Consider the following 26,289-nt stretch of genomic DNA (forward strand, 5'->3'; position numbering starts at 1 on the left):
GCCGCTCTCCGGATCACCCAGTACTTCCGTCACCATCGCCCGCAGGTCGTCACGGACGCCGTCCTCGTCCCAGGCGTAGAAGTTCAGCAACCGCTGCATCCGCTCAGGCCCCGACTGTCCGGTCGCCTCCGCCAGGGCCCATCCGTTCTTACGCTCCACTTCGGACAATAATCCTCTTACGTGGCAACGCATCTGACGTCTCGACTCCACACGCGGGAACCTGGCCGCGAAACCGACCACAAACGCGTCGAACCCCGCCGACCACGACCACACGTCCTCGACCACCATCAAGACGGTATACCCGCCCCTGGTCAATAAATAACAACCTGTTGTTGTCGTATTAAGCTTTTCCCCTCACCCTCACCCTCACCCTCACCCACCCCCACCCAACCGAACCACCCCCCACGAAACCGGCGGCAGCACAACCCTCACCGCCGTCCCGTCCCGCTCAACCTCCAACCCCCTGGGCTTCACCCTCTCCGGTTGCACAGCCGTGTTGATCGCCCCGCTGTCCTCGTCCCCCAGCACCCAGGCCTCGACAACCCCCCGCTCCCCACCCTCGAACCCCACCTCGACCGACTCGTGCCGATGCCGGTTGACCAGGAACACCACCACCTCCTCCCCCTCCCTCGTCACCACCGCGTCCACCACCGGAACCTCCCCGAACCGCCCGGTGTCCTGCACCGGCCCGTCCACGAAAGTCCGCAGCACGTCCCCCCGCGCCAACCTCGACGTCAACGCGAACGGGTAGAACGTCGTCTGCCGCCAAGCCGCCGAGTCCGGCTCGCACCGAATGGGCGCGATCACGTTCACCAACTGCGCCTGGCAGGCCACCGCCACCCGATCCGTGTGCCGCAGCAACGAGATCAGCAGGTTCCCCACCACCACCGCGTCAGCCACGTCGTACGTGTCCTCGATCAGCTTCGGCGCCGTCCGCCACTCCAACGTCCGCGACGCCTCGAAATCCTTGATCGACCACACGTTCCACTCGTCGAACGAAATCCCGATCCTCTTCGGGTCCTTCAACTTCGCCCCAACAGCATCAGCCGTGGCGACAACACTCCCGATGAACCGGTCCATGTCCTCGGCCGACGCCAAAAAACTATCCACATCCCCGTCCAGCACCTCGTAATACGCGTGGCACGAGATGTGGTCCACCTGCGAGTACGCCGCCTCCAACACCACCCCCTCCCAGTGCCCGAACGTCGGCATCCCGGAGTTGGAACTCCCGCACGCCACCAGCTCCAGGTCCGGCTCGGCCTGCCGCAGCGCCCGCCCCGTCTCCGCCGCCAGCCGCCCGTACTCCTCCGCCGTCTTGTGCCCCAGCTGCCACGGCCCGTCCATCTCGTTCCCCAAGCACCACAACGAGATCCCGTGCGGCTCAGCGCTCCCGTTCGCCACCCGCAGGTCCGACAGCGCCGTCCCCGAACCATGATTCGCGTACTCGTGCACGTCCAGCGCCTCGGCCACCCCCCGTGTCCCGAGGTTGACCGCGTACATCACCTCGACCTCGGCCTTCCGCGCCCACCGCACGAACTCGTCCAGCCCGACCTCGTTGCTCTCGATGCTCCGCCACGCCAGGTCCCGCCGCACCGGCCTCCGCTCGCGCGGCCCGACCCCGTCCTCCCACCGGTACCCCGACACGAAGTTCCCACCGGGGTACCGGACCACCGACACCCCCATCTCGCGGGTCAGCTCCAGCACGTCCCGCCGGAACCCCTCCTCATCCGCGCTCGGGTGCCCCGGCTCGTAGATCCCCCCGTACACGCACCGCCCGAGGTGCTCCACGAACGACCCGAACAGCCTCCTCCGAACCGCCCCGACCACGTCGTCGCCCCGGAACGACACAACAGCCCTCAGCACAACCAACCGCTCCCCTACTTCAACGCGCCGGTGCTCGCACCGCTGCGCCAGAACCGCTGCAGCAGGACGAAAGCCGTGATGAGCGGGACGACCGCGAACAGCGCCCCGGTGATGACGAGGTTGAACAGCATCCTGGTCCCGGCTTCCTGCTGCGCGGTGTTGAACCAGGTCGTGAGCCCGACCGTGAGCGGGTACAGGTCGCTGTCGCTGAGCATGACCAGCGGCAGGAAGTAGTTGTTCCAGGTTGCCACGAGCGTGAACAGGAAGACCGTCACCAGCGCGGGCCTGACCACCGGCAGCACCACCCGCCAGAAGATCAGCGCCTCCCCGGCCCGGTCGACCCGAGCCGCGTCGACCAGCTCCTCCGGCACGCTCTGCGCGATGTACACCCGCATCAGGTAAGCGCCGAACGGGTGCAGCAACGACGGCAGGATCACCGCCCACCGGGTGTTCACCAGCTCCAGCTCGGCCAGGATCAGGTACGTCGGCAGCACCAGCGCCGTGGCGGGCACCATCACCATCCCCAGCAACCCGGTCTCGAACAACTTCTTGCCGGGAAAGGAGAACCGCGCCAGCCCGTACCCCGCCAGCGCCGCCAGCGCCGTCGCGCCGACCGCGCTCGCGCCCGAGTAGACCGCCGTGTTCAGCAACCACTTCCCGTACGCCCCGCCGTCCTCCCGGAACAACAACCCCACGTTCTCCACGAGGTTGAACTCCGCGAACCACAGCGCCGGGCTGGACAGCAGATCCGGCTGGCTCTTGGTCGCCGCCACGACGACCCACAACAACGGCACCAGGAAGTACAGCACCCCAGCGCCCATCAGCAGGTTCGGCACCAGGTTCGCCCCGAGGCCCGCCCGCCGCACCGCAGAGGTCCGCCTCACGCCCGCGACCTCCACCGGTTGACCAGCACCGCCCCGTAGGACACCACGAACACCGCGAACCCGAGCACGAACGAGATCGCCGCCGAGTAGTGGAAGTCCGAGTACGCGAACGCCTGGTTGTAGGCGTACAGGTTCGGCGTGTACCCACCCGACACCTGCGGCGCGAACCGGGCCATCACGTACGGCTCGGTGAAGAACTGCATCGTCCCGATCACCGTGAACACCGCGGCCAGCGCGATCGCCCCCCGGATCGCCGGGACCTTCACCCGCAGCGCCACCTGCACCGGCGACGCCCCGTCCACCACCGCCGCCTCGTACACCTCGCGCGGAACCCCTTGCAGCGCCGAGTAGAGAACGATCATGTTGTACCCGGTCCACGCCCAGGTCACGATGTTCCCCAGCGACACAAGCAACAACCCCGGCCCGAAGAAGTCCAGCGGCTCGCCCCCCACCACCACCGGCAGGTCAGCGAACGGCCCGAACGTCCTGCTGTACAGGAACCCCCACATCAGCGCGCCCACCACCGCGGGCACCGCGTAGGGCATGAACGCCACCAGCCGGAACACCTTGGCCACCCGCCCCGACACCGCGTCCAGCAACAACGCGCCCAGCAGCGCCAGCCCCAGCATGACCGGGATCTGCACCAGCCCGAACCCGACCACGCGCAGCGCGCCGTCGAGCAGCACCGGGTCGGTGAACGCCCTGACGTAGTTGTCCAGCCCGCTGAACCGCGTCCCCAGCGCCAGGCTCCGCGTCGACAGGCTCAACCAGAACGCGTAGGCCAGCGGCGCCACCAAGAAGACCAGCACCACCACGAAGAACGGCAGCACGAACAACATCCCGGCGACCGGGTGCGCCGCGCCACCCCACCTCCGCCGCGGCGCCTTCCCGCCTACCGAACCGGTCACCGCGTCACCTTGAAGCCCTGCTTCTCCGCGTACGCGACGACGTTCTTCTCCGTCTCCGACAGCACCTCGCTCCACGGCCGCGTCCCCGCCATGGCCTCCGCGCTGCGGTCGTTCAGGTCACCGAACACGAAGTCCTGGAACGGCGTGTACTGGAACTCGCCCAGCTTGTCCGACACCGGCACGAAGATCTCGTTCACCTTCTGCCCGGCGAAGAAGTCGTACGCCTTCCCGGTGAACTCCGCGCTCGCCGCGACCTCCTTCACCAGCGGGTACAGGAACGCCTTGTTCAACCCGATGTCCCAGGCGGCCTCGGACTTCCCGAACAGCTCGCGCGCCACCTTCGTCGCGGCCTCCGCGTTGCGCGCCTGCTTGGTGACCGTGAACGTCGACCCGCCCCAGTCCCCCTGCTCGTCCTCGCCCGCGTTCCACTGCGGCATGGGCGCGACGGCCCACTTCCCCGCCGTGTTCTTGAGCGACCCGGCCACGTACCCCGGCGTCCACCCGGCGGCGGCCCAGGTCCAGTACTTCCCGGAGTCCAGCGCGGCCGTGGCGTCCGCCGTGAAGAACGGGTCCTTCGCCATCAGCCCGCGCGACACCAGGTCCCCGTAGAACTCCACCACCTTCACGCACTCCGGGCTGGTCAGGCTGATCCGCACCTGGTCGCGGGCCTGCGCCTGCGAGTACCCGTACGGACGGCACCCGGCCTGCCACATCAACCCGTTGATCCACCCGCCGTCGCTGCCGAAGCTCGCGATGTGGCCGTCCGGGTCGACCTGCTTGATCCGCTCGGCCGCGACCCGGTACTCGTCCCAGGTCTTCGGCACCGGGATGCCGTTCTGCTCGAACAGGTCCTTCCGGTACATCAGCGCCATCGGCCCGCCGTCCACCGGGATCGCGTAGACCTTGTCCCCGTCGGTGGCCTGGCTCCACGCCCAGTCGGCGTACAGCTCCTCGTCCTCGTTCGCGCCGTGCTCGCCCATGTCGGCGAGGGCGTCGAGGATGATGAACGTCGGGATCTGCTGGAACTCGACCTGAGCGACGTCCGGCGCGCCCTTGCCCGCCGTGAACGCCGTCTTGAGCTTGGCGTACTGGTCGGGCCCCGTGCCGACGTTGGTCCAGTCCACCTGGATGTCGTCGTGCGAGGCGTTGAAGGCGTCCACAACGCCCTTGAACTCGGGGTACCACGCCCACACGGAGACGTGGATCTTGCCGTCCGGGCCCGGTCCGCCGTCATCGCTCCCGCAGGCCGTGACGGCCGTTGCGGTGAGGAGGGCGGCGGCGAGCAGCGATGCGGTCTTGAACGGGCTTCCGCGCATGGCAGCGCCTTTCTGTCACCAGGGCGGCGGTGTGCAGGAGGTACGTCTTGCTGCGCTGCAAAGCAGCATGGTGCTCGCTCTGCCGCGCTGCAAGACGTCACGCGGACGAAATAAAGCCGCTACGGACGTGCGCAGTGTCGTGGACGGGGTTGTCGCCGGGACTCGCGCGGAGCACACTCGGTCACCGGTTGCGAGCGGTTGCGATCACGAGGAGTGAGATGCGCGAGGCCACCCTGCGCGACGTCGCCCGGCTCGCCGGGGTGTCGCCGAGGACCGTGTCGAACGTGGTGAACGGCTACGCGCCGGTCACCGAGGCCACCCGCGCGAAGGTGGAGAAGGCGATCGCGGAGCTGGACTACCGGCCGAACGTGGTGGCGCGGAACCTGGCGCGCGGGCGGTCGGGTCAGATCGCGGTCGTGGTGCCGTACCTGGACACGCCGTACTTCTCCGAACTGCTCCAGGGCATCATCCCGAGGGCGCGCGCGGGCGGGTACAACGTGCTGATCGACCAGACCGACGGCGACCCGGAGCACGAGCGCGAGCTGATCCGCAGGCGCGCGCGGGGCTTCGCGTTCGACGGCCTGATCTTCAGCCCGCTCGGCCTGGCGCAGCGCGACCTCGCCGACGCCGACCCGACGCTGCCGCTGGTGGTGCTGGGCGAGCGGTCGGCGGCGGGTTCGTTCGACCACGTGGGCATCGACGACGTGGCGGCCTCGCGGGAGGCCACCGCGCACCTGATCTCGTTGGGGCGCAAGCGGATCGCCGCGATAGGCGACCAGCCCTACCCGACCGGGGAGGCCGCGCAGCTGCGCACCACCGGGTTCAGGCAGGCGCACCTGGACGCCGCGCTGGAGGTGGACGAGGCGCTGGTGATCGGCACGCCGAGGTTCAACCGGGCCGACGGCGCGGGCGCGATGCGCCGCCTGCTGAACCGCTCGGACCCGCCGGACGCGGTGTTCTGCTACAGCGACCTGGTGGCGCTGGGGGCGCTGCACGCGGCGCTGGAGCGCGGGGTGCGGGTGCCGGAGGACGTGGCGCTGATCGGGTACGACGACATCGAGGAGGGGCGGTACTCGAACCCGACGATCAGCACGGTGTCGCCGGACAAGGAGGCGATCGCGGCGACGGCGGTGGAGCGGCTGCTGATGCGGATCGGGCTGGGGCGGGGGACGGAGGACGTCGCGGGGGTGGAGGTGCGGGCGGCGCACCGGTTGGTGGCGCGGGAGAGCACGCTGGGGCGGGCGGTCGGGTAGACCGCCCGCCGCCGGTCAGAAGGGGACACCCAGTTCTCGCACTTCCCTGCTGCCCTTGGGGATGGCGCGCACCCAGGCGCGGATGAAGGAACGCGCGGCGAGCCGGGCCTCGGCCTCGGCCAGCCCCGGTTCCGGGGAGCTGTTGCGCCGACCTCGGCTCGCCAGGCCCGTGGTCGGCTCGACGACCAGCGCGCTGCCGGGGGTGAGGCTGTCGTACGTGTTCGCGACCGAGAGGAGCCCGGTGAGGTGCCACGGGAGGTGGTCCCGCTCCTCGACGTCGGCCCGGTAGCGGACCAGGCCCCCGGTCCCGGCGTAGAGGCGGTCCCAGGCCAGCGAGGCGAGGCCGGGATCGAGGTCCTGCGGGGCGAAGCGCGGGCTGAGGAAGCGGCTCAGGTGGGTGTTCTCGCTCTCCGCGATGGAGCCGAGCAGCTCGACCACGGAGATCCTCTGGTCGAGGACCACGTCGTGGTAGGACTCGGGCAGCTCGTCCAACTGCCGCTTGACGTCCAGTTCCTCGTAGGCCTTGAGGGCCTGGTCCGCGCTGTACCGGTGCCGGTTCAGCAGGGTCGGGGTGGCGTGCCAGATCAGGTCGTCGACCCAGGAGACGTAGGTGTCCGCGCCATCGGTCAGGCCACCTCCGACCAGCTCGCCCGCAGGCAGGCTCGCGCGCAGGTGGCGGCGAGCCCGGTCGAGGTCCGCCAGGTGCTCAGGGGGGAGCAGGGCCATCTGCACCCGCCGCCTGTGCAGGCTCGGGTCGTTGACGTCCACGAACCACTCGGTGGCCGGGATGCGCTCGGTGTTGTCGAACAGCAGGTTGACGAAGATGTTGTTGCCCGCCGTGTCCTTGTGGAACGACGGCTGCGCGGCCTTCCCCAACCGGTCCGGGTAGTAGTTCACGTCGATGGCGACGAGGTGTCCGCCGTCGGTGTACCAGGGCTGCTTCCGGAGGTAGTCCCACTGCCCGTTGGCGTTCATGAGAGCGCCCAGCAGCATGGAGATCGCCCCGGCCAGCGGGGGGTCGACCTCGCGCGGGGAGTCGATCGCCGACTTCTCCGCACCGTCCACCTCGCCGTGCGCGTGGTAGGAGGTGAACAGGCGCCACACATCTCCCTCAGAGGCGGGGTCAACCGGGAAGGTCTTGTGCAGCGTGGCCGCGATGGTTCTCCACCGGCTCGCGTATCCCGGTAAGAGGTCGTCCAGCGATCCCGATCTCATCCGCAGCGCGGCCAGCTCCGGCGGGGGCGTCGATTGCGTCATCAGGCATTTTCCCGCCCGCCCGGCCCGCCGGACCATGAGCAGTTCAACGCAGGAAACCGGGGCGGACCGCAAGTCGGTCCGCCCCGGTCCACCGTGGATCACCTCAGGTCGTAGACCGCGCTCCCACCGACCGTCTGCGCGGTGTAGTTCTCCTGGACCCACGTGGCGATCGCCGACGTCGACGAGTCCGAGCCGCCGCGACCGCCCATGCCGCCGCCCATCCCGCCGCCGCTGATGTAGTACGCGATCTCACCGTTCGCGACGGCCCGCTGGAACTGCTCCAGCGTCGGGGCGTTGTCCGAACCGCTCCAGCCGCCGATCGCGATGACCGCCTTGCCGGTGGACAGCTCCAGCTCCGCCGCCGACTGCGAACCGGTGGTGGCCGCCGCCCACTTCGAGTCCGTGCTCTTCAACAGCTCGACCACCTCGCTGCTCGACCCGCCACCGGGACCGCCGCCGCGCATCCCGTCGGCCTGGGCCTGCTGGCCGTCCTGGGCTTGGCCGTCCTGGGCCTGGCCGTCCTGCGCCTCACCATCGCCCGCCTGGCCGCGCTGACCGGTCCCGTCCTGCGCCCGCCCGTCCTGCGCCTGCCCGTCACCGCCGGGCATCTGGCCGCCGCCACCGCCACCACCCCCACCACCGAAGCCCATCGAACTCCCCGCAGGCCCCGACGACGGGATCGACCCGGTGTGCGCCTGACCGGCCGTGCTGACCGCCCACGCGCCGCCGCCGACGCCGACCACCAGCACCGCCGCCACCGCCAGCGCCACCGCGCCCTTCGCCACCCGCCTCGGGTCCAGCAGCAGCGCCAGCACCACCACGAACCCCACCACCAGCACCGCGTACCGGATCACCGGCGCGTAGTCCGACGACCGCGCCAGCAGCACGTGGTCCCACACCGCCGTGACCCCGACCATCGCCGCCAGGAACGCCCGAGCCGTCGCGAACCTCCTGGCCCGCCACAGCTCCCGCCCGCCGATGGCGACCAGCGCCGCGATCGCGGGGGCCAGCGCCACCGAGTAGTACGGGTGCACCGTCCCGCTCATGAAGCTGAACACCACCGCCGTGACGATCAACCACCCGCCCCACAGCAGCAGCGCGGCGCGGGTGCGGTCGGTGCGGGGCGCGCGGCGGGTGAACCACAGGCCCGCGACCAGCGCGACCAGCGCGGCGGGCAGCAGCCAGGAGATCTCGCCGCCGAACGCGGTCCCGAACATCCGGAAGACCCCGGTCTCGCCGCCGAACCCGGTGTTGCCGCCGCCCATGCCACCGCCGCCACCGCCGCCGTTGCCCTGCCCGCCGAGGATGCGGCCGAGCCCGTTGTACCCCAGCGCCAGCTCCAGCAGCGTGTTGTCCGTCGACCCGCCGATGTACGGCCGCGAGTCGGTCGGCCACAGGTCGACCAGCGCGATGAACCACCCCGCCGACACCACGACCGCCCCGAGCGCCGCGAACAGGTGCGCGACGCGCCTGCCCAGCGTGGTCGGCGCGGCGACCAGGTACACCAGGGCGAACGCGGGCAGCACCAGGAAGCCCTGCAGCATCTTCGTCAGGAACGCGAACCCGATCGCGGCCCCGGCCAGCAGCACCCACTTCAGGCTCGCCCGCTCCAGCGCCCGCACCAGGCAGTAGGCGCCCGCGACCATGAGCAGCACGAGCAGCGCGTCCGGGTTGTTGAACCGGAACATCAGCACCGCGACCGGCGTCACGGCCAGCGCCGCGCCCGCCAGCAGCCCGGCCAGGTGGCCGCTGGTGCGCTTGACCGTCGCGTGCAGCAGCGCCACTGAGGCCACGCCCATGAGGGCCTGCGGGGCGAGCACGGTGAAGCTGGAGAACCCGAACAGCCTGGCGAACGCGGTGGTCAGCCACAGCGCGGCGGGCGGCTTGTCGACGGTGATCGCGTTGCCGGAGTCCAGCGAGCCGAACAGCCAGGCCTTCCAGTCCTGCGTCCCGGCCTGCACGGCGGCGGCGTAGAAGCTGTTGCCGTACCCGGAGGAGGTCAGGTCCCACAGGTACAGCGCGGCGGTGGCGGCCAGCAGCACCAGCAGCGCGGGCCGCGCGTACCGGGGCGCGTCGGCCGGGCCGAGCACCAGCCTGGCCAGGCGGCCACGCGCGGGCGGCTCGGCGGCCGGGACGGCCGGTGGTTCGGTGAGCAGGGCGGTCATGGTCGGCTCTCCTGTGCGGTGTGGTCTGCGGGAGGGGTGCGGCGGGCGGGGGCTCAGGCTGCGCGGCCCCGGACTGCGCGGTCTCGGACTGCGCTTGCCTCGGACTGCGCTGTCTCAGGCGGCCCGGACCAGGTCACGGGCCGGGGCCCGCCGCAGGTCGGCCGGGAGCGCGAGGCGGGTGCGCCACAGCCGGGCGACGCCCTTCAGGTCGGCCACGGCGGTGGCGACGATGTCCACCGACGAGTCGGGGTCGTCCACCCAGTCGACGGCGACCTCGTGGGTGCGCAGCCCGGACCGCTGGGCCAGCACGAGCAGTTCGGTGTCGAAGAACCAGCCGGTGTCCTGCACCAGCGGCAGCAGCCGGGCGGCGACGTCCGAGCGCATCGCCTTGAAGCCGCACTGCGCGTCGGTGAACCGGGCGCGCAGGGCCAGCCTCAGGATGACGTTGTAGGCGCGGGAGATGAACTCGCGCTTGGGGCCGCGCACCACGCGGGCGCCCCTGGCGAGCCTGCTGCCGATGGCGACGTCGGAGTGCCCGGACACCAGCGGGGCGATCAGGGCGGGCAGCGCGGCCAGGTCGGTGGACAGGTCCACGTCCATGTAGGCGACCACGGCGGCCTCCGAGCCCAGCCAGGCGGCCTTGAGGGCCCGTCCCCGGCCCTTCTCGGCCAGGCGCAGCACCCGCACGCCGTCCAGCTCGCGGCCGAGCTCGGCGGCGATGTCCGGGGTGCGGTCGGTGCTGGCGTTGTCCGCGACGGTGATCCGGAACGCGAAGGGGAGCGTGGCGCCGAGGTAGGAGTGCAGCCTGCGCACGCTGGGCGCGAGCGCGCGCTCCTCGTTGTAGACCGGCACCACCACGTCCAGCACCGGGGTGCCGTTCCCGAGGTCCACCGGCTCGGTCGCGTTCGTCGTCATGGCGACAACTCTCGTGCCGCCGCCTGGACGGATCGTGTGCGCAACCTGTGGACCGGCTGTGCGCGCCGCCACAGCCGCGTGACGGCGGTCACGCGCACGAGCGCCCCGCCACCCGGTCTGCTCGGGTGGCGGGGCGCTCGTCGTGCGGGACTCGGGGGCGGCCGGGGCCGGCTAGCGGCGCTCGATGCCCAGCGCCTCGCCCAGCGGCCCCACCAGGGTGCTCGCGTAGGTGTCGGTGATGTGGTTGTCCCGGTAGACCACGACGTTGCCGACCACGGCCGGGCACGTGGTCGCGTCGCAGAACCAGTCGGTCAGGTCGACCGGCTTGCCGCCGGGCAGGGTCGCGACCGCCTCGGTGACCGGGTCGGGGGTGACCGCCTCGGCGCGCGTGCGGTCGCACTGGCCGGGCGTCTCGATCAGGCAGGCCAGCACGTCGGGGCGGCTGCGGGGCGTGTCGCGGATGCCCACGACGGTCACGCCCGCCTCCGCGATCGGCCGCAGGATCTCCCGGTAGCCGTCGACGGCCCGCTGGTAGGAGGGCCACTCCCAGTTCATGTCCTGCTTGTAGACCTCGGGGGTCATGGCGGCGGTGACCACCATGTCCGGCTTCTCCCGCACGATCCAGTCGCGCTTGGCCCGGTCGTCGGCGGGGCAGTTGGCGAACGGCTCGGTGTTCTGCCGCTGCTTGCCGTCCGGGGCGGCGACCTTGGGCGCCTCGGCGTTGAACGGGCAGGCGTCGTGCACGAGCATCCGGACCCGCCACTGGCCCGAGCGCTCGGCGAGGTCGATGAGCGCGCCGGAGAGCTGGGTCATGTGCGAGTCGCCGAGCAGCACCATGGTCTTCGGGGCGTCGGCGGGCCCGTACCAGCAGTCCTCGCGGTCGACGGCGACCTTGCCGCAGTCGTCGTCCCAGGCCTTGGCGATGTCGTCGCCCGCGATGACCGGGTCGGGCACGGGGGTGGCGGTGGGCAGCCCGGCCGGGAACGCCGGGTCCATGACGAGCGCGCCGGGGTGGTCGCTGCCGAGCACCGAGTTGGCCTTGAGGTCGTCGATCCTGGCCTGCGCCGAGTACCACGGGACCGCCGCGGCCAGCACGGACGCGACGATCATGGTGGCGCCGAGCGCGTAGGCGGCGCGCGGGCGCAGGTGCCGCAGCGGGGTCTCCACGAGCCGGGTGGACAGCGCGGCCAGCGCGACGCTCGCCGCCGCCGCGACCAGCGCCCACTCCGCCGACAGGTGCGCGGCGCCCTGGAACTCCAGCAGGAAGACCAGCACCGGCCAGTGCCACAGGTACAGGCTGTACGAGATGTCGCCGAGGTAGCGCAGCGGCTGCCGCGCCAGCAGCGCGGAGACACCCCCGTCGCCGGTGCCGCTGCCCGCCGCGAGGAGGGCGGCGGCTCCGAGCACGGGGAGCAGGGCGATCCAGCCGGGGAACTGCATGGCGGTGGTGAACAGGAAGGCGGCGGCCAGCACGGCGGCCAGGCCCAGCCAGCCCGTGACCAGGCGCGCGGTCCGGGAGAGCGCGAGCCGGGGCAGGCCGATCGCGAGCAGGCCGCCGATGCCCAGCTCCCACATGCGGGTGGGGGTGATGAAGTAGGCGGCGGTGTGGTCGAGCGGCGTGTAGTAGACCGAGAACGCCAGCGAGGCGACCGTGATGGCCAGGACGGCGGCGAACGCGTTCCGGCCCGGCCGGGCGCCGCGCATGCCGGCGAGGATCAGCACCAGCGGGATGACCAGGTAGAACTGCTCCTCGACGCTGAGCGACCAGAAGTGCTGGACCGGGGACGCCTCGGCGGTGGCGTTGGCGTAGTCGCCCGCGAAGATCGCCAGCTGCCAGTTCTGCACGTTCAGCGCCGAGGCGACCACCTCGCGCAGCACGTCCGGGTGCCGGGACACCGGGAGCAGCAGCGCGGTGGTCAGCGCGACGCCGAGCAGGACGACCGTGGCCGCCGGGAGCAGCCGCCTCGCGCGCCGGGCGTAGAAGGAGAACAGGCTGATCCGGCCGTTGCGGCGCAGCTCGTTCACCAGGGCGCCGATGATCAGGTAGCCGGAGATGACGAAGAAGACGTCGACGCCGACGAAGCCGCCGGGCAGCCAGGTCGGCCGCAGGTGGTAGACCAGCACGAGGCCGACCGCCAGCGCCCGCAGGCCCTGGATGTCGTCCCGCTGTCTGGACCGGTGCTCCACGCCGCGAGGTGCGGCCTCCCGGAGCGTCTCGGTGGACGTCATCGTTCTCCCCGTGCGTTCGGATTCGGCGCTTCCCGGAAGATCCCCGAGCGCCCGTTCGCGCTGCTGTCGCTGTCGCCGTCGATTGCGCGCGCCTGCGTGGGCGCGCCACCGCTCGCGTTCACCGGGCGACGGCCCGGCGTGATCCGCGATCTCGTGGACCGTATATCAATCGGGCGACCGAGCAGGAATCACGTGTGACTCGTGAGGTGGGAAAACCAGGGGGCCGGTGATGCGCAAGGGGCGTCAAGCACATCGACTTGACCGAGACAAGGGTCCGCAAGCGTTTTCTTTTCTTGATCCGACCGAGATCCGGTCACCGAATCGGGCTATTCGGTGACCAGCCTTGTCCGAATGGGTGAGTTCCAGATCGCGCGGCGACCGGTCCGCTAGTCGAGGTGCAGCCCCTCGCCGCTCAGGTCGCCGGGGGTCAGACCGTTCGGGCTCGACTCGTTCGGGTCGGAACCGTTCGAGCGCCACCCGGTCACCCCCGGCCCCGGCCCCGCCCCCGCCCCCGGCAGGCTCCAGCCCGCCTCGGCCCACACCGTCTTCACCCCGGCGGACGGCAGCACCCCCCACCGGCTCGCCAACCGGTTGACCAGCAGCAACCCCCGGTGACGACGCCCCGGCCTGCCCAGCACGGGCAGCAGCTGCGGGCTCGCGTCGTCGACCTCCACCCGCACCGGCGAGCGGGTCAGGCGCAGCTCGCGCGGGCCCTCGGCGTGCTCCAGGGCGTTCTCCACCAGGGCGTTCACCACCATCAGCAGGTCGAGCAGCCGGTCCCGCTCGGCCCCCGGCAGCGCGGCGGCCACCCGTTCCCGCACCTCGTGCGGGAGCAGCAGTCCCCCCGAGATCCGGAGGTCCGCGACCCCGGTGGTGTTCATCCCTAGGCACCCCCAGCACAGCACAACGCAGCACCCTGGTTTTTCAAGGCGCGTCAGCAATTACCCGGTGGGGACGGGGGTCAAACCGGTGGGGAGGGGAACGATCGGTGGGACGGGTCACAGGCCTCGGGGCGCCTCGATCGCGGTCGGGGCGGCCGGGGCCGCGATGGTCGGGTCGGGGGTCTGGCCGACGGCCAGCGCGATCGCCGCGAGGGTGACCGCCGTCGCCGCGCCCACCAGCACGCGGTGCCGGGACGGTGCGGCGGGCGGCGGCACGGGCGCGGCGAACCCGCGCAGTGCCAGCCCGCACGCGGCGGCGGTCGGGCGGTCCTTGGGGCGGCGCGCGGTCATCGCGGCCAGCAGGTGGGCCAGGTCCGACGGCGCGGACAGCGGGATCTCCGGCGAGCGGCCCAGCCGGGACAGCGCGGTGCGGCCGGTGAACGCCGGGCGGCCGGTCAGGCACTCCAGCAGGACCAGGCCGAGCGCGTACACGTCGGCGGGCTCCCCCACCGCGTCGCCGCGCACCTGCTCGGGCGCGAGGTAGGCGGTGGTGCCGACGCGGCGGTCGGTGCGGCGGGTGCGCGAGCCACCCGGCCCGGCGAGGCCGAAGTCGGCAAGGTGCGGCTTGCCCGCGTGGTCGAACAGGACGCCGGTGGGGGTGAGGTCGCGGTGCGCCACGCCGTGCTCGTGCACGTGGGCGAGCGCGTCGGACAGCAGCACGCCGAGCAGCCTGGTCTGGGCCTCGCTGAACGGGCCCCGGTCGAGGTGGTCGCGCAGCGTGGGGCCGTCCACGAGCTGGAGGACCACGAACGAGTCCCGTCCCCGGCCGCCGACGTCGTAGACGGACACCACGTTGGGGTGACCGAGGGCGGCGAGGACGTGCATCTCGTTGTCGAACCGGCGGTACGCGGCCCGGCCCGCCCCTGGCGCGACCAGCTTCACGGCGACCGCCCGCCTCAGCAGGGTGTCCCAACCCCGGTGCACCTGGGCGGTGCCGCCGGTGCGGATCAGGCCGTCGAGCCGGTAGCGCCCGGCCAGCAACCTGCCCGCTTCCAGCTCTCCGGTGTCCGCGGCGGACCACTCGGGTCCTACCGCGACCTCGTCCGTGGTCTTGGTCGACAGAGACAGGGACACAACCCGCACCCTCCCACTCGCGCCGGTCTCCCGCCGGGCACACCCGGTGCGGGACCGCTCACCCTCGCTCGTTCGTGCTGTGGGTCAGGTGCCCGCAGTCCGAGGTCGACAAACTCACCGCGCCGAGTTGAGACACCGGGCGGGCGAACGCCCTTCGGGCGGCGCGCGGGGGTGCGGGGCGAATCCGGCCCGCGTGGTTTCCACCGGGACCGCTCGGGTAGCCCTGAGCTGGAGGTTCCCCTCGGCACGGACGGCGCGGCGCGGTCCGCTCGGGCCGCGCGGGAGCCTTCGGGGTGCGGTGCGCGGGGCCCGGTGCGCGGGACCGCGCGGGCAGCACCGGACGGGGCCGGACGCGCGGAAGCCGGACGGGGCTCGAAGGCCCGCCCGACAAGGGTTCGCGCGGATTCGGTTGTCGTCCGGCGCCGGGTGCTCCAGGACCGGGTGCTCCAGGACCGGGTCGTCCGGCGAGCCGTCAGGACCGGTTCCTCTGACCGGTTCCCGGATCGGGCTGCGCGCGGCCGGCCCTCGTTCCAGCGGCCCTGCTCCTGCGGTACTGCTCTAGCTGTCCACCCTCCAGCTGTCCACTCCTGCTGACCTGCTCCAGCGGCCTCCTCGGCGGCCGGGGGTTCAGCGCGGCACTCGGCCGCCCACTCCCCCGGAAGCGGGTCGGGGCACCCGGCAGCCCGGACCCCACCGCTTCTCCGCGGCGTTGTTGCGCGCGATCGCGCCACCCCGCCCCGCGCCACCCGTTCCGCGTCCCGCGCCGTTGCGTCCCACGTCGTCCTCCGCCGATCCCACCGACACCCCGGTGCGTCCTCCCCGGCGAGGGGACCCGATTCGGGTCCCCTCGCGGGAGCCCCCGGCGCGGCGGCTGGTGTCGGAGCGCCGCCGCGCCGGGGGTGTCACAGCGCGGAGCGCGTCTGCCTGGCGATCTCCACGTCCTCGCCCGCCGCCAGCACCCACACGCCCACCGCGGACCCGTCGCCGCTGATCCGCGCGTCCGGGGCGCACACCGCGTTCCGGCTCCGGTCGAGCCGCACGCCGAGGAACCCCAGCCCTCCCGCGACCCGCTCGCGCAGGGCCGCGTCGTTCTCGCCCGCCCCGCCGGTGAACACCAGCAGGTCGAGCCCGCCCAGCGAGGCTGCCATCGCGGCGATCCCCTGCCGCAGCCGGTGCTCGTACACCTCCAGCGCCAGCCGGGCCTGAGCCGAACCGCCCGCCGCCGCCGCGCGCACGTCCCGCAGGTCGTCGCCGACGCCGCTGAGCCCGGTCAGCCCGGAGCGGTGCTCCAGCCCGTCCGCGACCTCGTCGGCGCTCAGCCCGCCCCGCCGCTGCAACCACAGCAGCAGGCCGGGGTCGACGTCGCCGCTGCGCGTGCCCATGACGAGCCCGGCCAGCGGCGTGAACCCCATCGTGGTGTCCACCGACCGCCCGCCGCGCACCGCCGACAGCGAGCACCCTGAGCCCAGGTGCGCCACGACGACCCGGTCGCCGCCGCCCGCCAGCTCGCGCGCCCGCCGGTCGGCGTAGGAGTGCGACAGGCCGTGGAAGCCGTACTTGCGCAGGCCCCACCGCTCCCGCCACTCCGGCGGCAGCGGGTAGGTGGCCGCGTGCTCGGGCAGGGACGCGTGGAAGGCCGTGTCGAAGCACGCCACGTGCGGCACGTCCGGCAGCAGCTCGCGCACCGCGTCCACGCCGTCGAGCGCGCGCGGCTGGTGCAGGGGCGCGAGCGGGACCAGCTCGGCCAGCCCCGCCCGCACCCCCTCGTCGATCAGGGTGGGCCCGGTGAACCGGGCCCCGCCGTGCACGACGCGGTGGCCGACCGCGTGCACCTCGGGACCGCCGTCGAGGAGGTCGCCGAAGTGCCCGCGCCCGTCCCAGCGCTCCACGTCGTGCTCGGCCAGGACTTCATCCCCTGGACCGATGACGCGCAGCTTCAGGCTGGACGAGCCCGCGTTGACCACCAGCACGTTCATCAGCGCTGCCAGCTCCACTCGGTGACCTCGGGCAGGTCCTCGCCGTGCTCGCGGATCCACGCGTGGTGCCGGGTGCGCTGGTCGGTCATCAGCTGGCGCAGCCGGGCGGTGCGCGGCCCGAGGCCCGGCACCCGGTCGATCACGTCCATGACCAGCCGGTAGCGGTCCATGTCGTTGAGCACCAGCATGTCGAACGGCGTGGTGGTGGTGCCCTCCTCCTTGTACCCGCGCACGTGGATGTTGTTGTGGTTGGTGCGCCGGTAGGTCAGGCGGTGGATCAGCCACGGGTAGCCGTGGTAGGCGAACAGCACCGGCCGGTCGGTGGTGAAGATCGCGTCGAACTCGCGGTCCGACAGGCCGTGCGGGTGCTCGCTCTCCGGCTGCAACCGCATCAGGTCCACCACGTTGACCACGCGGACCCGCAGCGACGGCAGGTGCTCGCGCAGCAGGGACACCGCGGCCATCACCTCGACCGTGGGGGCGTCACCGGCGCAGGCCATGACCACGTCCGGCTCCTCCACGCCGTCGTCGTTGCTGGCCCACTCCCAGATGCCCAGGCCCCTGGCGCAGTGCAGCGCCGCCTCCTGCGGGCCGAGCCAGTCCGGGGTCTGGTTCTTGCCCGCCACCACCACGTTCACGTAGTCGCGGCTGCGCAGGCAGTGATCCGCGACCGACAGCAGGGTGTTGGTGTCCGGCGGCAGGTAGACGCGGACGACCTCGGCCTTCTTGTTCATGACGTGGTCGATGAAACCGGGGTCCTGGTGGGAGAACCCGTTGTGGTCCTGGCGCCACACGTGCGAGCTGAGCAGGTAGTTCAGCGACGCGACCGGTCGGCGCCAGCCGAGCTTGCGGTGCGTGCCCAGCCACTTGGCGTGCTGGTTGAACATCGAGTCGACGATGTGCGTGAACGCCTCGTAGCAGTTGAACAGGCCGTGCCGCCCGGTGAGCAGGTAGCCCTCCAGGAAGCCCTGGCACAGGTGCTCGGACAGCACCTCCACGACGCGGCCCGCGCGCACCAGGTGGTCGTCGACGGGCAGGGTCTCGCCCTGCCACTGCTTGCCGGTGACCTGGTAGACGGCGTCGAGCCGGTTGGACGCGGTCTCGTCCGGGCCGAACAGGCGGAAGTTGCGCTGGGCGTCGTTGAGCTCGACCACGTCGCGCAGCAGCTGCCCGAGGACCCTGGTGGGCTCGGAGGTGCTGCCGCCGTGCCGGGGCACGTCGACGGCGTGGTCGCCCAGCGCGGGCATCCGCAGGTCGCGCAGCAGGGTTCCGCCGTTGGCGTGCGGGGTGGCGCCCATCCGCAGGTCGCCGGGCGGGACCAGCTCGCCGAGCTCGGGGACCGGGGCGCCGTCCGCGTCGAACAGCTCCTCGGGCCGGTAGGAGCGCAGCCACTGCTCCAGCATCCGCAGGTGCTCCGGGTTGTCGCGCACGCCGGAGAGCGGGACCTGGTGCGAGCGCCAGGTGCCCTCGACCTGGACGCCGTCCACTTCGGACGGTCCGGTCCAGCCCTTGGGGCTGCGCAGCACGATCATCGGCCACGCCGGGCGGGTGGTGTCCTCGCCGGAGCGGGCGCGGGACTGGATCCCCTCGATGGCGTCGAAGACCTGGTCGAGCGCCTCGGCCATCGCGGCGTGCATGGCCTCCGGCTCGTGGCCCTCCACGTAGACCGGGGCGTAGCCGTAGCCGCGCAGCAGGCTGTCCAGCTCCTCGTGCGGGATGCGGGCCAGCAGCGCGGGGTTGGCGATCTTGTAGCCGTTGAGGTGCAGGATCGGCAGCACCGCGCCGTCCTGCGCCGGGTCCAGGAACTTGTTGGCGTGCCAGCTCGCGGCGAGCGGGCCGGTCTCGGCCTCGCCGTCGCCGATGACGCAGGCGACGACCAGGTCGGGGTTGTCGAAGGCGGCGCCGAACGCGTGCGCCAGGGAGTAGCCCAGCTCCCCACCCTCGTGGATGGAGCCGGGGACCTCCGGCGCGACGTGGCTCGGGACCCCGCCGGGGAACGAGAACTGCCGGAACAGCTTCGCCATGCCCCGCGCGTCCTGCGGCACCTCGGCGTAGGTCTCGCTGTAGGTGCCCTCCAGCCAGGTGTTGGCCAGCAGCGCGGGACCGCCGTGGCCGGGGCCGGTGATGAAGAGGACTTCGGCTTCCCGCTGCTTGATGACGCGGTTCAGGTGCGCGTAGACGAAGTTCAGGCCGGGGGTGGTGCCCCAGTGCCCGAGCAGCCTCGGCTTGATGTTCGCCGCTTCCAGCGGTGTGCTGAGCAAGGGGTTGTCCAGCAGGTAGATCTGCCCCGCTGACAGGTAGTTCGCCGCCCTCCAGTAAGCATCGATCAGCTTGAGGTCTGCACCGGTTCTACCGGTCTGCGTTGACATCCAGGTCTCCTCGACTGCGGTTGCCGTCCGATGTCCACGGGGGGCTACCCACACCCTCCCGCGCCGACCCGTTCGGTTGAAGGTCCGCCGGTCCCCGTCGCACAGGGACTTGTGGCCCTGAGAGGGGGCCTGGGACTGCCGGCAACGTCGTCGGCGACGAACACATGGAGGTGAGCCGCATGGACCGCGGTCTGCCCGACGACGAGACGATCCGGGCCGCGGTGGCACTGGCCTGCCGCGCGCCCTCGATGCACAACACCCAGCCGTGGCGGTGGAAGCTGGGCGACAGCAGCGTGCACCTGTACGCCGACCCGGAGCGCTGCCTGCCCGCGACGGACCCCGACGGCGCGGACCTGGTGCTCAGCTGCGGCGCGGCGCTGCACCACCTGCGGGTGGCGCTGGCCGCGATGGGGCTGCGGGCCTCGGTGCGCAGGCTGCCGAACCCCTCCGACCCGGACCACCTGGCGTCGGTCGAGCTGTCCCGGCAGGAGCCGCAGGCGGAGGAGATCGCGCTGGCGGCGGCGATCCAGCGGCGCCGCACCGACCGCAGGCGGTACTCGTCGTGGGCGGTGCCCAGGGCGGTGCTGGAGCAGCTGGTGGACCGCGCGGTCGAGGAAGGCGTCGTGGCGCGCGAGGTCCTGGGCACGCGGGCGCGGTTCGAGCTGTCGCTGGCGGTGGCGCGGGCGGCGGCCGTGCAGGAGGCGGACCCGGCGTACCGGTGGGAGATCCGGCGGTGGAGCGGCGGGCACGTCGAGCCGGAGGGGGTGCCCGCGGCGAACGCGCCGCTCGGGCAGCACCGGTACGGGGACGTGGGGATGCGGGAGTTCCCGAGCGGGGAGCTGCTGTGCCCGGAGAACGGGACGTGGGAGGAGGACGGGGCGACCCTGCTGGTGCTGGGGACCACGTCCGACGACCGGTTGTCGCGGCTCAAGGCCGGTGAGGCGATGAGCGCGGTGCTGCTGGAGGCGACGGCGGCGGGGTTGGTGGCGTGCCCGCTGAGCCAGCCGCTGGAGGTGGCGGAGGCCAGGCAGCGGGTGCGCGACGAGGTGCTGGACGGGTCGGTGTTCCCGCAGATCGCGCTGCGCGTGGGCTGGGCGTCCTTCGACGCCGACCCGCTGCCGCCGACGCCGAGGCGGGCGCTGGACGAGGTGCTGGTGAAGTGGTGAGCGCTCAGCGGGGGTGAGCGGGGTTGGTGGAGCGCCCCGGTCGGGTTGTCCGGCCGGGGCGCGCTCGTGCGCGCGGGGTGGGTTCCAGGGCGCTTTCCGGGGTGCTGCGGGGTGGGTTGCAGGACGGGCTGCGGGGTGGGCTGCGGGGTCGGCTGCGGGGTGCCGTCGTGGCGCGGATTCGGTCCCCGGTAAGGGTCCTAGCCCGTGGGGGACCTTGGGCACTGGGTCTCGGTTCGCGCGCTGACCATGATCGTGGTATGAGCAAAGCGCGCGAGATCGTGAACATGCAGCTGAGCCTGGCCCGCAGGGTCCCCGAGGCGGCGCGGGAGTACGCGGGCGTGAAGATCGGCGGGCTCGGCAAGTACGCCCCCGGAGTGGTGCCGTTCGCGATGGTCCGGCTGTCGTACGACGGCCCGCGCAGACTGGTCGCGCACGGGACGCTGCACGTGGACGGGCACGCGGTGAACGCGGACGCGGGCGCGGAGACGTTCATCGAGGTCGTGGACCTGCTGCAGGACAGGCTGAAGGCGCAACTGGTCAAGATGCACGGCTGAGCGGGCACGGGACAGCGGTGTCGCGGTCGTAGGCGCGGAGCGGAGCGGAGCGGGACGAGGTCGAACCCGGAGTCCACGGCGGACTTCGGGTTCGTGGTGCCCCTCTGCGGCTCACGCCCTCATGCCCCTAGCGGTCGACCACCCACCGCGCGTCGGCCGGCCAAGTCCCTTTCGCCACAACGCACTCCGCGATCCGCAGCGCTTCCGCGAGCGGCACGGTGTCCGCGTCCGGGTACTCGTCGCTCTGGCCGTTCGCCAGCTCGTACCCGTCGCTCCAGTCGTCCGGGTCCGCGTCGGGGTCGACCGCGTGCTCGCCCGGATCGCCCTCGCGCTCCAGCAGCAGCACCATCGCGCGCTCGCCGTTGCTCACCACCGCCAGCGACCGCCCGCCGTCCGAGGCGAACCACGCCTCCAGCGCGCCCGCCGCGATCCGCCCGCGCAGCAGCTCCCCGACCTCGTCGGCCGCCACCGGGCGCCCGTCCAGGATCCACGCGCTCACCGGTACTGCTCCCGCGCTGCGCAGCAGTGCGAAACCACGAAATGACGCACTGCGGCCCCACAGTGCGACTCAACAGGTTCGCTCTTCGCTCTTGGCCCACACCTCTCGCCATTCGGGTCGAACCGCGCGCACAGCGCCCGCACGTCGGCCCGGTCGTCCGCGTCCCCGGTGTACTGGTCGTGGAACCGCACCGCCCACTCGGCCGCGACGCAGTCCACCTCGCGCCCGCCGACGACGCCGCGCCCCCGCAACGACCCCGCCGGGTAGGCCACCCCGCGCTCGGCCGGTCCCAGCACCCCGCGCCCCTCCGCGTCCAGCTCCACCACGTGCAGGTCCACCACCACTCCCCCGCGCGCCACCAGGAAGTTCCACGCCACCGCCCCCGGCTCCCCGACGCGCGCGAACCCGGCACCCTCCAGCGCCCCCAGGAACGCCCCGAGGAACCGCTTCTCCACCACCACGTCCAGGTCCCCGTGCGGCCGGGTCTGCTCGCCGAGCAGGGCGTCCACGCCCCACCCGCCGTCGACCCGCAGCCGCGCGCCCGCCGCCTCCGCCAGGTCCAGCACGGCCAGCACGTCGGCCACCCCGGTCACCGCCCCCTCGGGCGTGCTCGTCACCACGCCGACACCCTCGCACGGCGAAGGCCCCACCCGCAGCGGGTGGGGCCTTCGCCGGAAGAACCGTCAGTCGACCGGGCCGCGCGGAGCGGGCGCCACGACCACCGGGGCGGACGCCGACACCTTGCCCTCCTCGCCCAGCACCAGCATCGCCTGACCACGAGCCCTGCGGGACAGGACCTCCGACGCGCACCCGCGCACGCTGTGCCGCACGACCTCCGGCACCACGTCGCGGCCGTCGCAGACCTGCCGCAGCAGGCGTTCCACCAGGGCGACCGAGCGGGCGCGGGAAGCGCGCTCACCCTCGTCGCACAGCTCCCACGCGTTCACGACGTGCAGCGGCCTGCCCTGCGCCACCGCTTCGTCCATCGCCCAGGCCAGCGCCTTGCGGCACCTCTCCGACCCGTCGACCCCGACCACGATCGCCCCGATGTTCACGCCCCGGCCCTCCGCAACGCTCGCAGGTACGGGTCGACCGGGGCGACGGGTTCCAAGCGGACCCGCGCGTCCACGGCGATGACCCGCTCCCCCTTGACCACCAAGGGGTTGAGGTCAAGCTCGGCGATCTCCGGCACCATCTCCGCCAGCCGCGACACGCGCAGCAGCACGTCGTGCACCGGCTCCTCCGGGTGCTGCTCGAACACCTTGGCCGAGGCCCGGAAGCCGCGCAAGAGGTCGTCCACGTCCGCCGAGGTCAGCGGCGCCAGCGCGGCGGCCCGGTCGTCCAGCAGGTCGGTGTCCACGCCGCCCAGGCCGGTCACCACGAGCGGCCCGAAGCGCTGGTCGCTCACGACGCCCACGAGCAGCTCGCGACCGCTCTCGGCCATCGGCTGGATGAACACGCCCTGCAGGCGGTCGCCGAAGCGCTCCTGCATCCCGGTGAACTCCTCGGCGACCCGCTCGGGGGTGCCCAGGTTCAGCTTGACGCCACCGGCCTTGCTCTTGTGCAGGACGCCGCGCGCCACCGCCTTCATGGCGATCGGCTGCCCGAACGACTTCTGCGCCGCGACCGCGCCCTCCACGTCGGAGGCCAGCACGCCGCCCAGGATCGGCAGGCCGAACGCGCTCAGCAGGCGCACCACCTGGTCCGGCTCCAGCCAGCCGCCCTCGGGCTCGACCGCGAAGTGCTCGGCCACGACCTTGCGGGCCAGCGGCACGTCGATGCCGGGCAGGTCCACCGCCGAGGGCGCGGGCCTGCGCAGCCACTCGGCGCGCTGCACCAGCGCGGCCAGCGACTCGGCGGCGCGCACCGGGTCGGCGTAGGAGGCGATGCCGTTCTCCAGGATCGCGACCGAGCCGAGCTGGTCGGCGGCGACCGCGAGCACCGGCTTGGAGCTGGTGCGGATGCCCTCGGCCGGGTTGCCCAGCGCGGTGGGCACGGTGACCGCGATGACCGCGTCCACGGCCGGGTCGGCGGCCACGACGTCCACGCACTGCGCGAAGACGTCGGCGTCGAGCACGGCGGTGGTGTCGACCGGGTTGGTCGTGCTGGCCACCGAGGGCAGCAGCGCGGCGAGCTTCGCCGTGGTGTCCTCGGACAGGTCGGCGACGGTCAGCCCGTTGTGCGAGCAGGCGTCCGCCGCGAGCACGCCGAGACCACCGGCGTTGCTGACGACCGCGACCGAGCGGCCCTGCGGCAGCGGGGTGTTCTCCAGCGCGGCCAGCACCTCGACCAGCTCGGCGATGCCGTCGACCACGATCACGCCCGCCTGCCGGAACAGGGCTTCCTGGGTGACCGCCGGGGTCGCGGTGGACGCGGTGTGCGACGCCGCCGCCCGCTGGCCCGCCTCGCTGGTGGCCGAGCGGATCGCCAGCACCGGCTTCTGCCTGGCGACCCTGCGGGCCAGCCGGGAGAACTTGCGCGGGTTGCCGAACGACTCCAGGTAGAGCACCACCGAGGTGGTGCGCTCGTCGCGCTCCCACCACAGCAGCAGGTCGTTGCCGCTCACGTCGTACTTGTCGCCGGTGGAGACCACGTCGGTGGTGCCCATGCCGAGCGCGGAGAGCTGCTCCAGCACCGCGATGGCCACGCCGCCGGACTGGGTCACCAGGCCGATGCCGCCGCCGCCCGAGCCCTTGCGGGTGAACGTGGCGTCCATCCGCACCTCGGGGTCGGTGGACGCGACGCCGATGCAGTTCGGGCCGACCATGCGCATCCCGTGCTTGTGCACGGACGCCAGCAGCGGCTCGGGGTCGACGCCGGAGGTGACGACCACCATGGCCTTGACGCCGCGCTTGCCGCAGTCCTCGGCGACGGCGGGCACCGCCGCGGCGGGCACGCAGATCACGGCGAGGTCGGGCGCGACGGGCAGCTCGGCCACCGACGGGTAGCAGGTGACGCCGAGCAGCTCGTCGGCCTTGGGGTTGACCGCGTACAGCTCGCCCGCGAACTCGCCCTTGACCAGGTTCGCCAGCACCGCGTGGCCGACCGAGGTGGCGTTGCGGCCCGCGCCGATGACCACGATCGAGGACGGCTTGAGCACCGCCCGCAGGCTCGCCACGCCGGAGGTCAGCTCGCGGTTGGCGACCGCGTCCAGGTAGTCCTCGCCGCCGTCGAGGCCGAGGTCGACGCGCACGACGTCGGTCTCGGGCGTGGCGGTCATGACCAGGCCCAGCTCGCTGAACAGCGCGAGCATCCTCGGGTTGTTGCTGAGCAGGTCGGCGGTGAACCGGCGCACGCCCCGGCCCCGCGCGAGCGAGACCAGGTGCTCCAGCAGGAGGGTGCCGACGCCTCTGGACTGGCTCGCCGAGGCGACGACCAGCACCACGTTGGCGCTGGTCTCGTCCTCGGCGGACGGCGCGTAGGCGGCGGCGCCGATGAGCTCGTCGTCGGAGAACGCGCAGAGCACGGTGTCGTTCTCGGCGAGCGGGTAGCGGTCGGGCAGTTCGCGGCGGAGCTCGCGCAGCGCTTGGGCGTCCTCGGGGCTCGCCTCGCGCAGCGCGATGACGGTGCCGTCGGAGAGCAGGGCGCGGGTCTCGATGTGCGTGGTCACAGCAGCGGTCCAGGTGTGATGACGGGACGGGGTTCTTCGTCGCTCTCGGGCTGTGGGGCCCGGAGCACCACCACGGGGCAAGCCGCGTGGTGGACGCAGTGCGAGCTGACCGATCCGAGCAGGGCGGTCCGCAGCAGGCCCATTCCCCTGCTGCCGACGACCAGGAGCTGCGCGTCGCGCGAGGCGTTGACGAGCGCGTCGCGCGCGTCGCCCTCGACCAGGACGCCGCGGACGTCGTCCAGTCCGGCGATGGCGTCCTGCAGGGCCGCCCGGTGCGCCGCGCGCAGTTCGTCGCGGTCGATCCCGACCGGCGCGGGCGCCATGACCTGCCCGTACTCGATGTGCCACGCGAGAACGGCGTCGACGCGGCAGCCCCGCAGGGCGGCCTCCTCGACCGCCCAGCGCAGTGCGGAACGGGCGGCGGGCGAGCCGTCGACACCGACCACGATCGCCTTGTCGTCCATGTTCCCTCCTCCTCCGGTGCTCTGGTTCGAGCGTCCCTCCGGGGCCTGCCGCGCGGTCAGTGACGGCGGGCCCGCAGCGGCTGGGACCTTCGGCCCTTCGGGCTCGGGCCGTGCGCTCGACGGGTGGTCTTGCCGCAGGTCAGAGCGGGTTCACCTGGGGGTGGCGATCGAGACGTCGACGGTTGTGGTCCCTGGCACAGTGCGCACCAGGGCCGTCACGGCGCGTCGTTCCGCCTCGTCGTCGATCGCGCCCCGGACGACCGCTCTGCCCGCCTCGACGGCGACGTGCCAGTGCCCGGCGGGGTCGTAGGCGCGCAGTGCCCGGTCGATGCGCGCCGCGAGCACGTCGTCGTCCGGGGTGAGCACGCGCAGCAGATCACTTCGGCTCACCACGCCGACGAGCGTACCGACGTGGTCGACGACCGGCAGGCAGCGAAGGTGGTTGCCCAGCATGGTGCCCGCGAGGTCGGTGGCGCTGGCGGTGAGCGGCGCGCTGATCACCGGCGCGCGCATGACCTGCCGCACCTCCAGGTCGCCGGTGGTGCGGCCGAGGCCCGCCAGGAGCAGGTCCGAGCCGGAGACGATGCCGACGAGCCTGCCGTCGGCGTCGGAGACGGGGAGGGCGGAGAAGCCGTGGTCGACGAGCAGCGCCGTCGCCGTGCGCACGGTGGTCCCCGGTTCGACCGAGACCACCGGCCTGGTCATCACATCCGCTGCGTTCATGGCGGTCACCCTCGCCCGCGCGCGGGGGCTCCGCGAGGGGCGCAGGGCGGGTCGGGTCAGGGCCGTAGGTCCCGGCCGGGCGGGGGCGGGCGGACCGGTCCGGGGTGCGGCCGGGGGCCGGGT

21 protein-coding genes and 1 pseudogene are annotated in these 26,289 nt (G+C 72.6%); 3 read left to right on the forward strand and 19 right to left on the reverse strand.

Annotated elements, in window-relative coordinates; genetic code table 11:
- The 5 genes from LV78_RS35760 to LV78_RS35780 all read right to left on the reverse strand — a co-directional run.
- The coding region (locus tag LV78_RS35760) for a transposase (protein WP_253844361.1) at positions 1–285 on the reverse strand (285 nt) is incomplete at its 3' end.
- A gap of 87 nt (positions 286–372) precedes the next feature.
- Positions 373–1,863: an arabinosylfuranosidase ArfA gene (arfA, locus tag LV78_RS35765; RefSeq protein WP_253850539.1), complete on the reverse strand. Its 1,491-nt coding sequence runs from the start codon at positions 1,861–1,863 to the stop codon at positions 373–375.
- Positions 1,864–1,877: 14 nt separating this feature from the next.
- Positions 1,878–2,747 (reverse strand): carbohydrate ABC transporter permease, encoded by an 870-nt coding sequence (locus LV78_RS35770; RefSeq protein ID WP_253850540.1) that lies wholly within the window; start codon positions 2,745–2,747, stop codon positions 1,878–1,880.
- A complete protein-coding gene (locus tag LV78_RS35775; RefSeq protein ID WP_253850541.1) occupies positions 2,744–3,655 on the reverse strand; it encodes a carbohydrate ABC transporter permease in 912 nt (303 codons plus the stop codon). Before LV78_RS35775 ends, LV78_RS35770 begins: the two co-directional genes overlap by 4 nt.
- Positions 3,652–4,971, reverse strand: a complete 1,320-nt coding sequence (locus LV78_RS35780; protein WP_253850542.1) for an ABC transporter substrate-binding protein — start codon at positions 4,969–4,971, stop codon at positions 3,652–3,654. Before LV78_RS35780 ends, LV78_RS35775 begins: the two co-directional genes overlap by 4 nt.
- A 218-nt stretch (positions 4,972–5,189) precedes the next feature.
- Here LV78_RS35780 and LV78_RS35785 point away from each other — a divergent pair, with 218 nt between their 5' ends.
- The gene (locus tag LV78_RS35785; protein ID WP_253850543.1) at positions 5,190–6,224 is read left to right on the forward strand and encodes a LacI family DNA-binding transcriptional regulator; all 1,035 of its coding nucleotides are present in this window, start codon (positions 5,190–5,192) and stop codon (positions 6,222–6,224) included.
- 15 nt (positions 6,225–6,239) lie between these two features.
- Here LV78_RS35785 and LV78_RS35790 read toward each other — a convergent pair whose 3' ends face one another.
- The 8 genes and pseudogenes from LV78_RS35790 to LV78_RS35825 all read right to left on the reverse strand — a co-directional run bounded on the left by LV78_RS35790 (position 6,240) and on the right by LV78_RS35825 (position 19,150).
- Entirely contained in the window at positions 6,240–7,481 is a 1,242-nt protein-coding gene (locus LV78_RS35790; protein ID WP_253850544.1) for a hypothetical protein, read from the reverse strand.
- Positions 7,482–7,579: 98 nt separating this feature from the next.
- Entirely contained in the window at positions 7,580–9,646 is a 2,067-nt protein-coding gene (locus LV78_RS35795) for a glycosyltransferase family 39 protein (RefSeq protein WP_253850545.1), read from the reverse strand.
- Between the two features lie 141 nt (positions 9,647–9,787).
- Positions 9,788–10,561 (reverse strand): annotated as a pseudogene (locus LV78_RS35800) (dolichyl-phosphate beta-glucosyltransferase); the annotation flags it as partial.
- Between the two features lie 171 nt (positions 10,562–10,732).
- Positions 10,733–12,790 carry an acyltransferase family protein gene (locus tag LV78_RS35805; RefSeq protein ID WP_253850546.1) on the reverse strand — a complete coding sequence of 686 codons (2,058 nt, stop codon included), beginning with the start codon at positions 12,788–12,790 and terminating at the stop codon, positions 10,733–10,735.
- Between the two features lie 386 nt (positions 12,791–13,176).
- Entirely contained in the window at positions 13,177–13,671 is a 495-nt protein-coding gene (locus tag LV78_RS35810; protein ID WP_253850547.1) for an ATP-binding protein, read from the reverse strand.
- Between the two features lie 117 nt (positions 13,672–13,788).
- Complete coding sequence (locus LV78_RS35815; RefSeq protein ID WP_253850548.1) at positions 13,789–14,805, reverse strand: serine/threonine-protein kinase; 1,017 nt, start codon at positions 14,803–14,805, stop codon at positions 13,789–13,791.
- A 902-nt stretch (positions 14,806–15,707) separates the two neighbouring features.
- Positions 15,708–16,781: an acetate/propionate family kinase gene (locus tag LV78_RS35820; RefSeq protein ID WP_253850611.1), complete on the reverse strand. Its 1,074-nt coding sequence runs from the start codon at positions 16,779–16,781 to the stop codon at positions 15,708–15,710.
- Positions 16,781–19,150, reverse strand: coding sequence for a phosphoketolase family protein (locus tag LV78_RS35825; RefSeq protein ID WP_253850549.1), 2,370 nt, complete (start codon positions 19,148–19,150; stop codon positions 16,781–16,783). Before LV78_RS35825 ends, LV78_RS35820 begins: the two co-directional genes overlap by 1 nt.
- Positions 19,151–19,329: 179 nt before the next feature.
- Between LV78_RS35825 and LV78_RS35830 the strand changes: the two genes are divergently transcribed.
- Both LV78_RS35830 and LV78_RS35835 read left to right on the forward strand, forming a co-directional pair.
- Positions 19,330–20,316, forward strand: coding sequence for an Acg family FMN-binding oxidoreductase (locus LV78_RS35830; protein ID WP_253850550.1), 987 nt, complete (start codon positions 19,330–19,332; stop codon positions 20,314–20,316).
- A gap of 257 nt (positions 20,317–20,573) precedes the next feature.
- Positions 20,574–20,870, forward strand: coding sequence for an HPF/RaiA family ribosome-associated protein (locus LV78_RS35835; protein ID WP_253850551.1), 297 nt, complete (start codon positions 20,574–20,576; stop codon positions 20,868–20,870).
- Positions 20,871–20,997: 127 nt separating this feature from the next.
- Here the strand turns inward: LV78_RS35835 and LV78_RS35840 are convergent, their stop codons facing one another.
- From LV78_RS35840 to LV78_RS35865, 6 genes are all read right to left on the reverse strand, one after another.
- A complete protein-coding gene (locus tag LV78_RS35840) occupies positions 20,998–21,369 on the reverse strand; it encodes a hypothetical protein (RefSeq protein ID WP_253850552.1) in 372 nt (123 codons plus the stop codon).
- Positions 21,366–21,989: a nucleotidyltransferase domain-containing protein gene (locus LV78_RS35845; protein ID WP_253850553.1), complete on the reverse strand. Its 624-nt coding sequence runs from the start codon at positions 21,987–21,989 to the stop codon at positions 21,366–21,368. Before LV78_RS35845 ends, LV78_RS35840 begins: the two co-directional genes overlap by 4 nt.
- 63 nt (positions 21,990–22,052) lie before the next feature.
- Positions 22,053–22,424 carry a universal stress protein gene (locus tag LV78_RS35850; protein ID WP_253850554.1) on the reverse strand — a complete coding sequence of 124 codons (372 nt, stop codon included), beginning with the start codon at positions 22,422–22,424 and terminating at the stop codon, positions 22,053–22,055.
- The gene (locus LV78_RS35855) at positions 22,421–24,979 is read right to left on the reverse strand and encodes a bifunctional acetate--CoA ligase family protein/GNAT family N-acetyltransferase (RefSeq protein ID WP_253850555.1); all 2,559 of its coding nucleotides are present in this window, start codon (positions 24,977–24,979) and stop codon (positions 22,421–22,423) included. Before LV78_RS35855 ends, LV78_RS35850 begins: the two co-directional genes overlap by 4 nt.
- Positions 24,976–25,443: a universal stress protein gene (locus LV78_RS35860; protein ID WP_253850556.1), complete on the reverse strand. Its 468-nt coding sequence runs from the start codon at positions 25,441–25,443 to the stop codon at positions 24,976–24,978. The genes LV78_RS35855 and LV78_RS35860 overlap by 4 nt, the downstream gene beginning before the upstream one ends.
- A gap of 150 nt (positions 25,444–25,593) precedes the next feature.
- A complete protein-coding gene (locus LV78_RS35865) occupies positions 25,594–26,166 on the reverse strand; it encodes a CBS domain-containing protein (RefSeq protein ID WP_253850557.1) in 573 nt (190 codons plus the stop codon).
- Positions 26,167–26,289: the final 123 nt, after the last annotated feature.

The sequence above is a fragment of the Actinosynnema pretiosum genome, from assembly GCF_024171695.1.
Lineage (GTDB): Bacteria > Actinomycetota > Actinomycetes > Mycobacteriales > Pseudonocardiaceae > Actinosynnema > Actinosynnema pretiosum.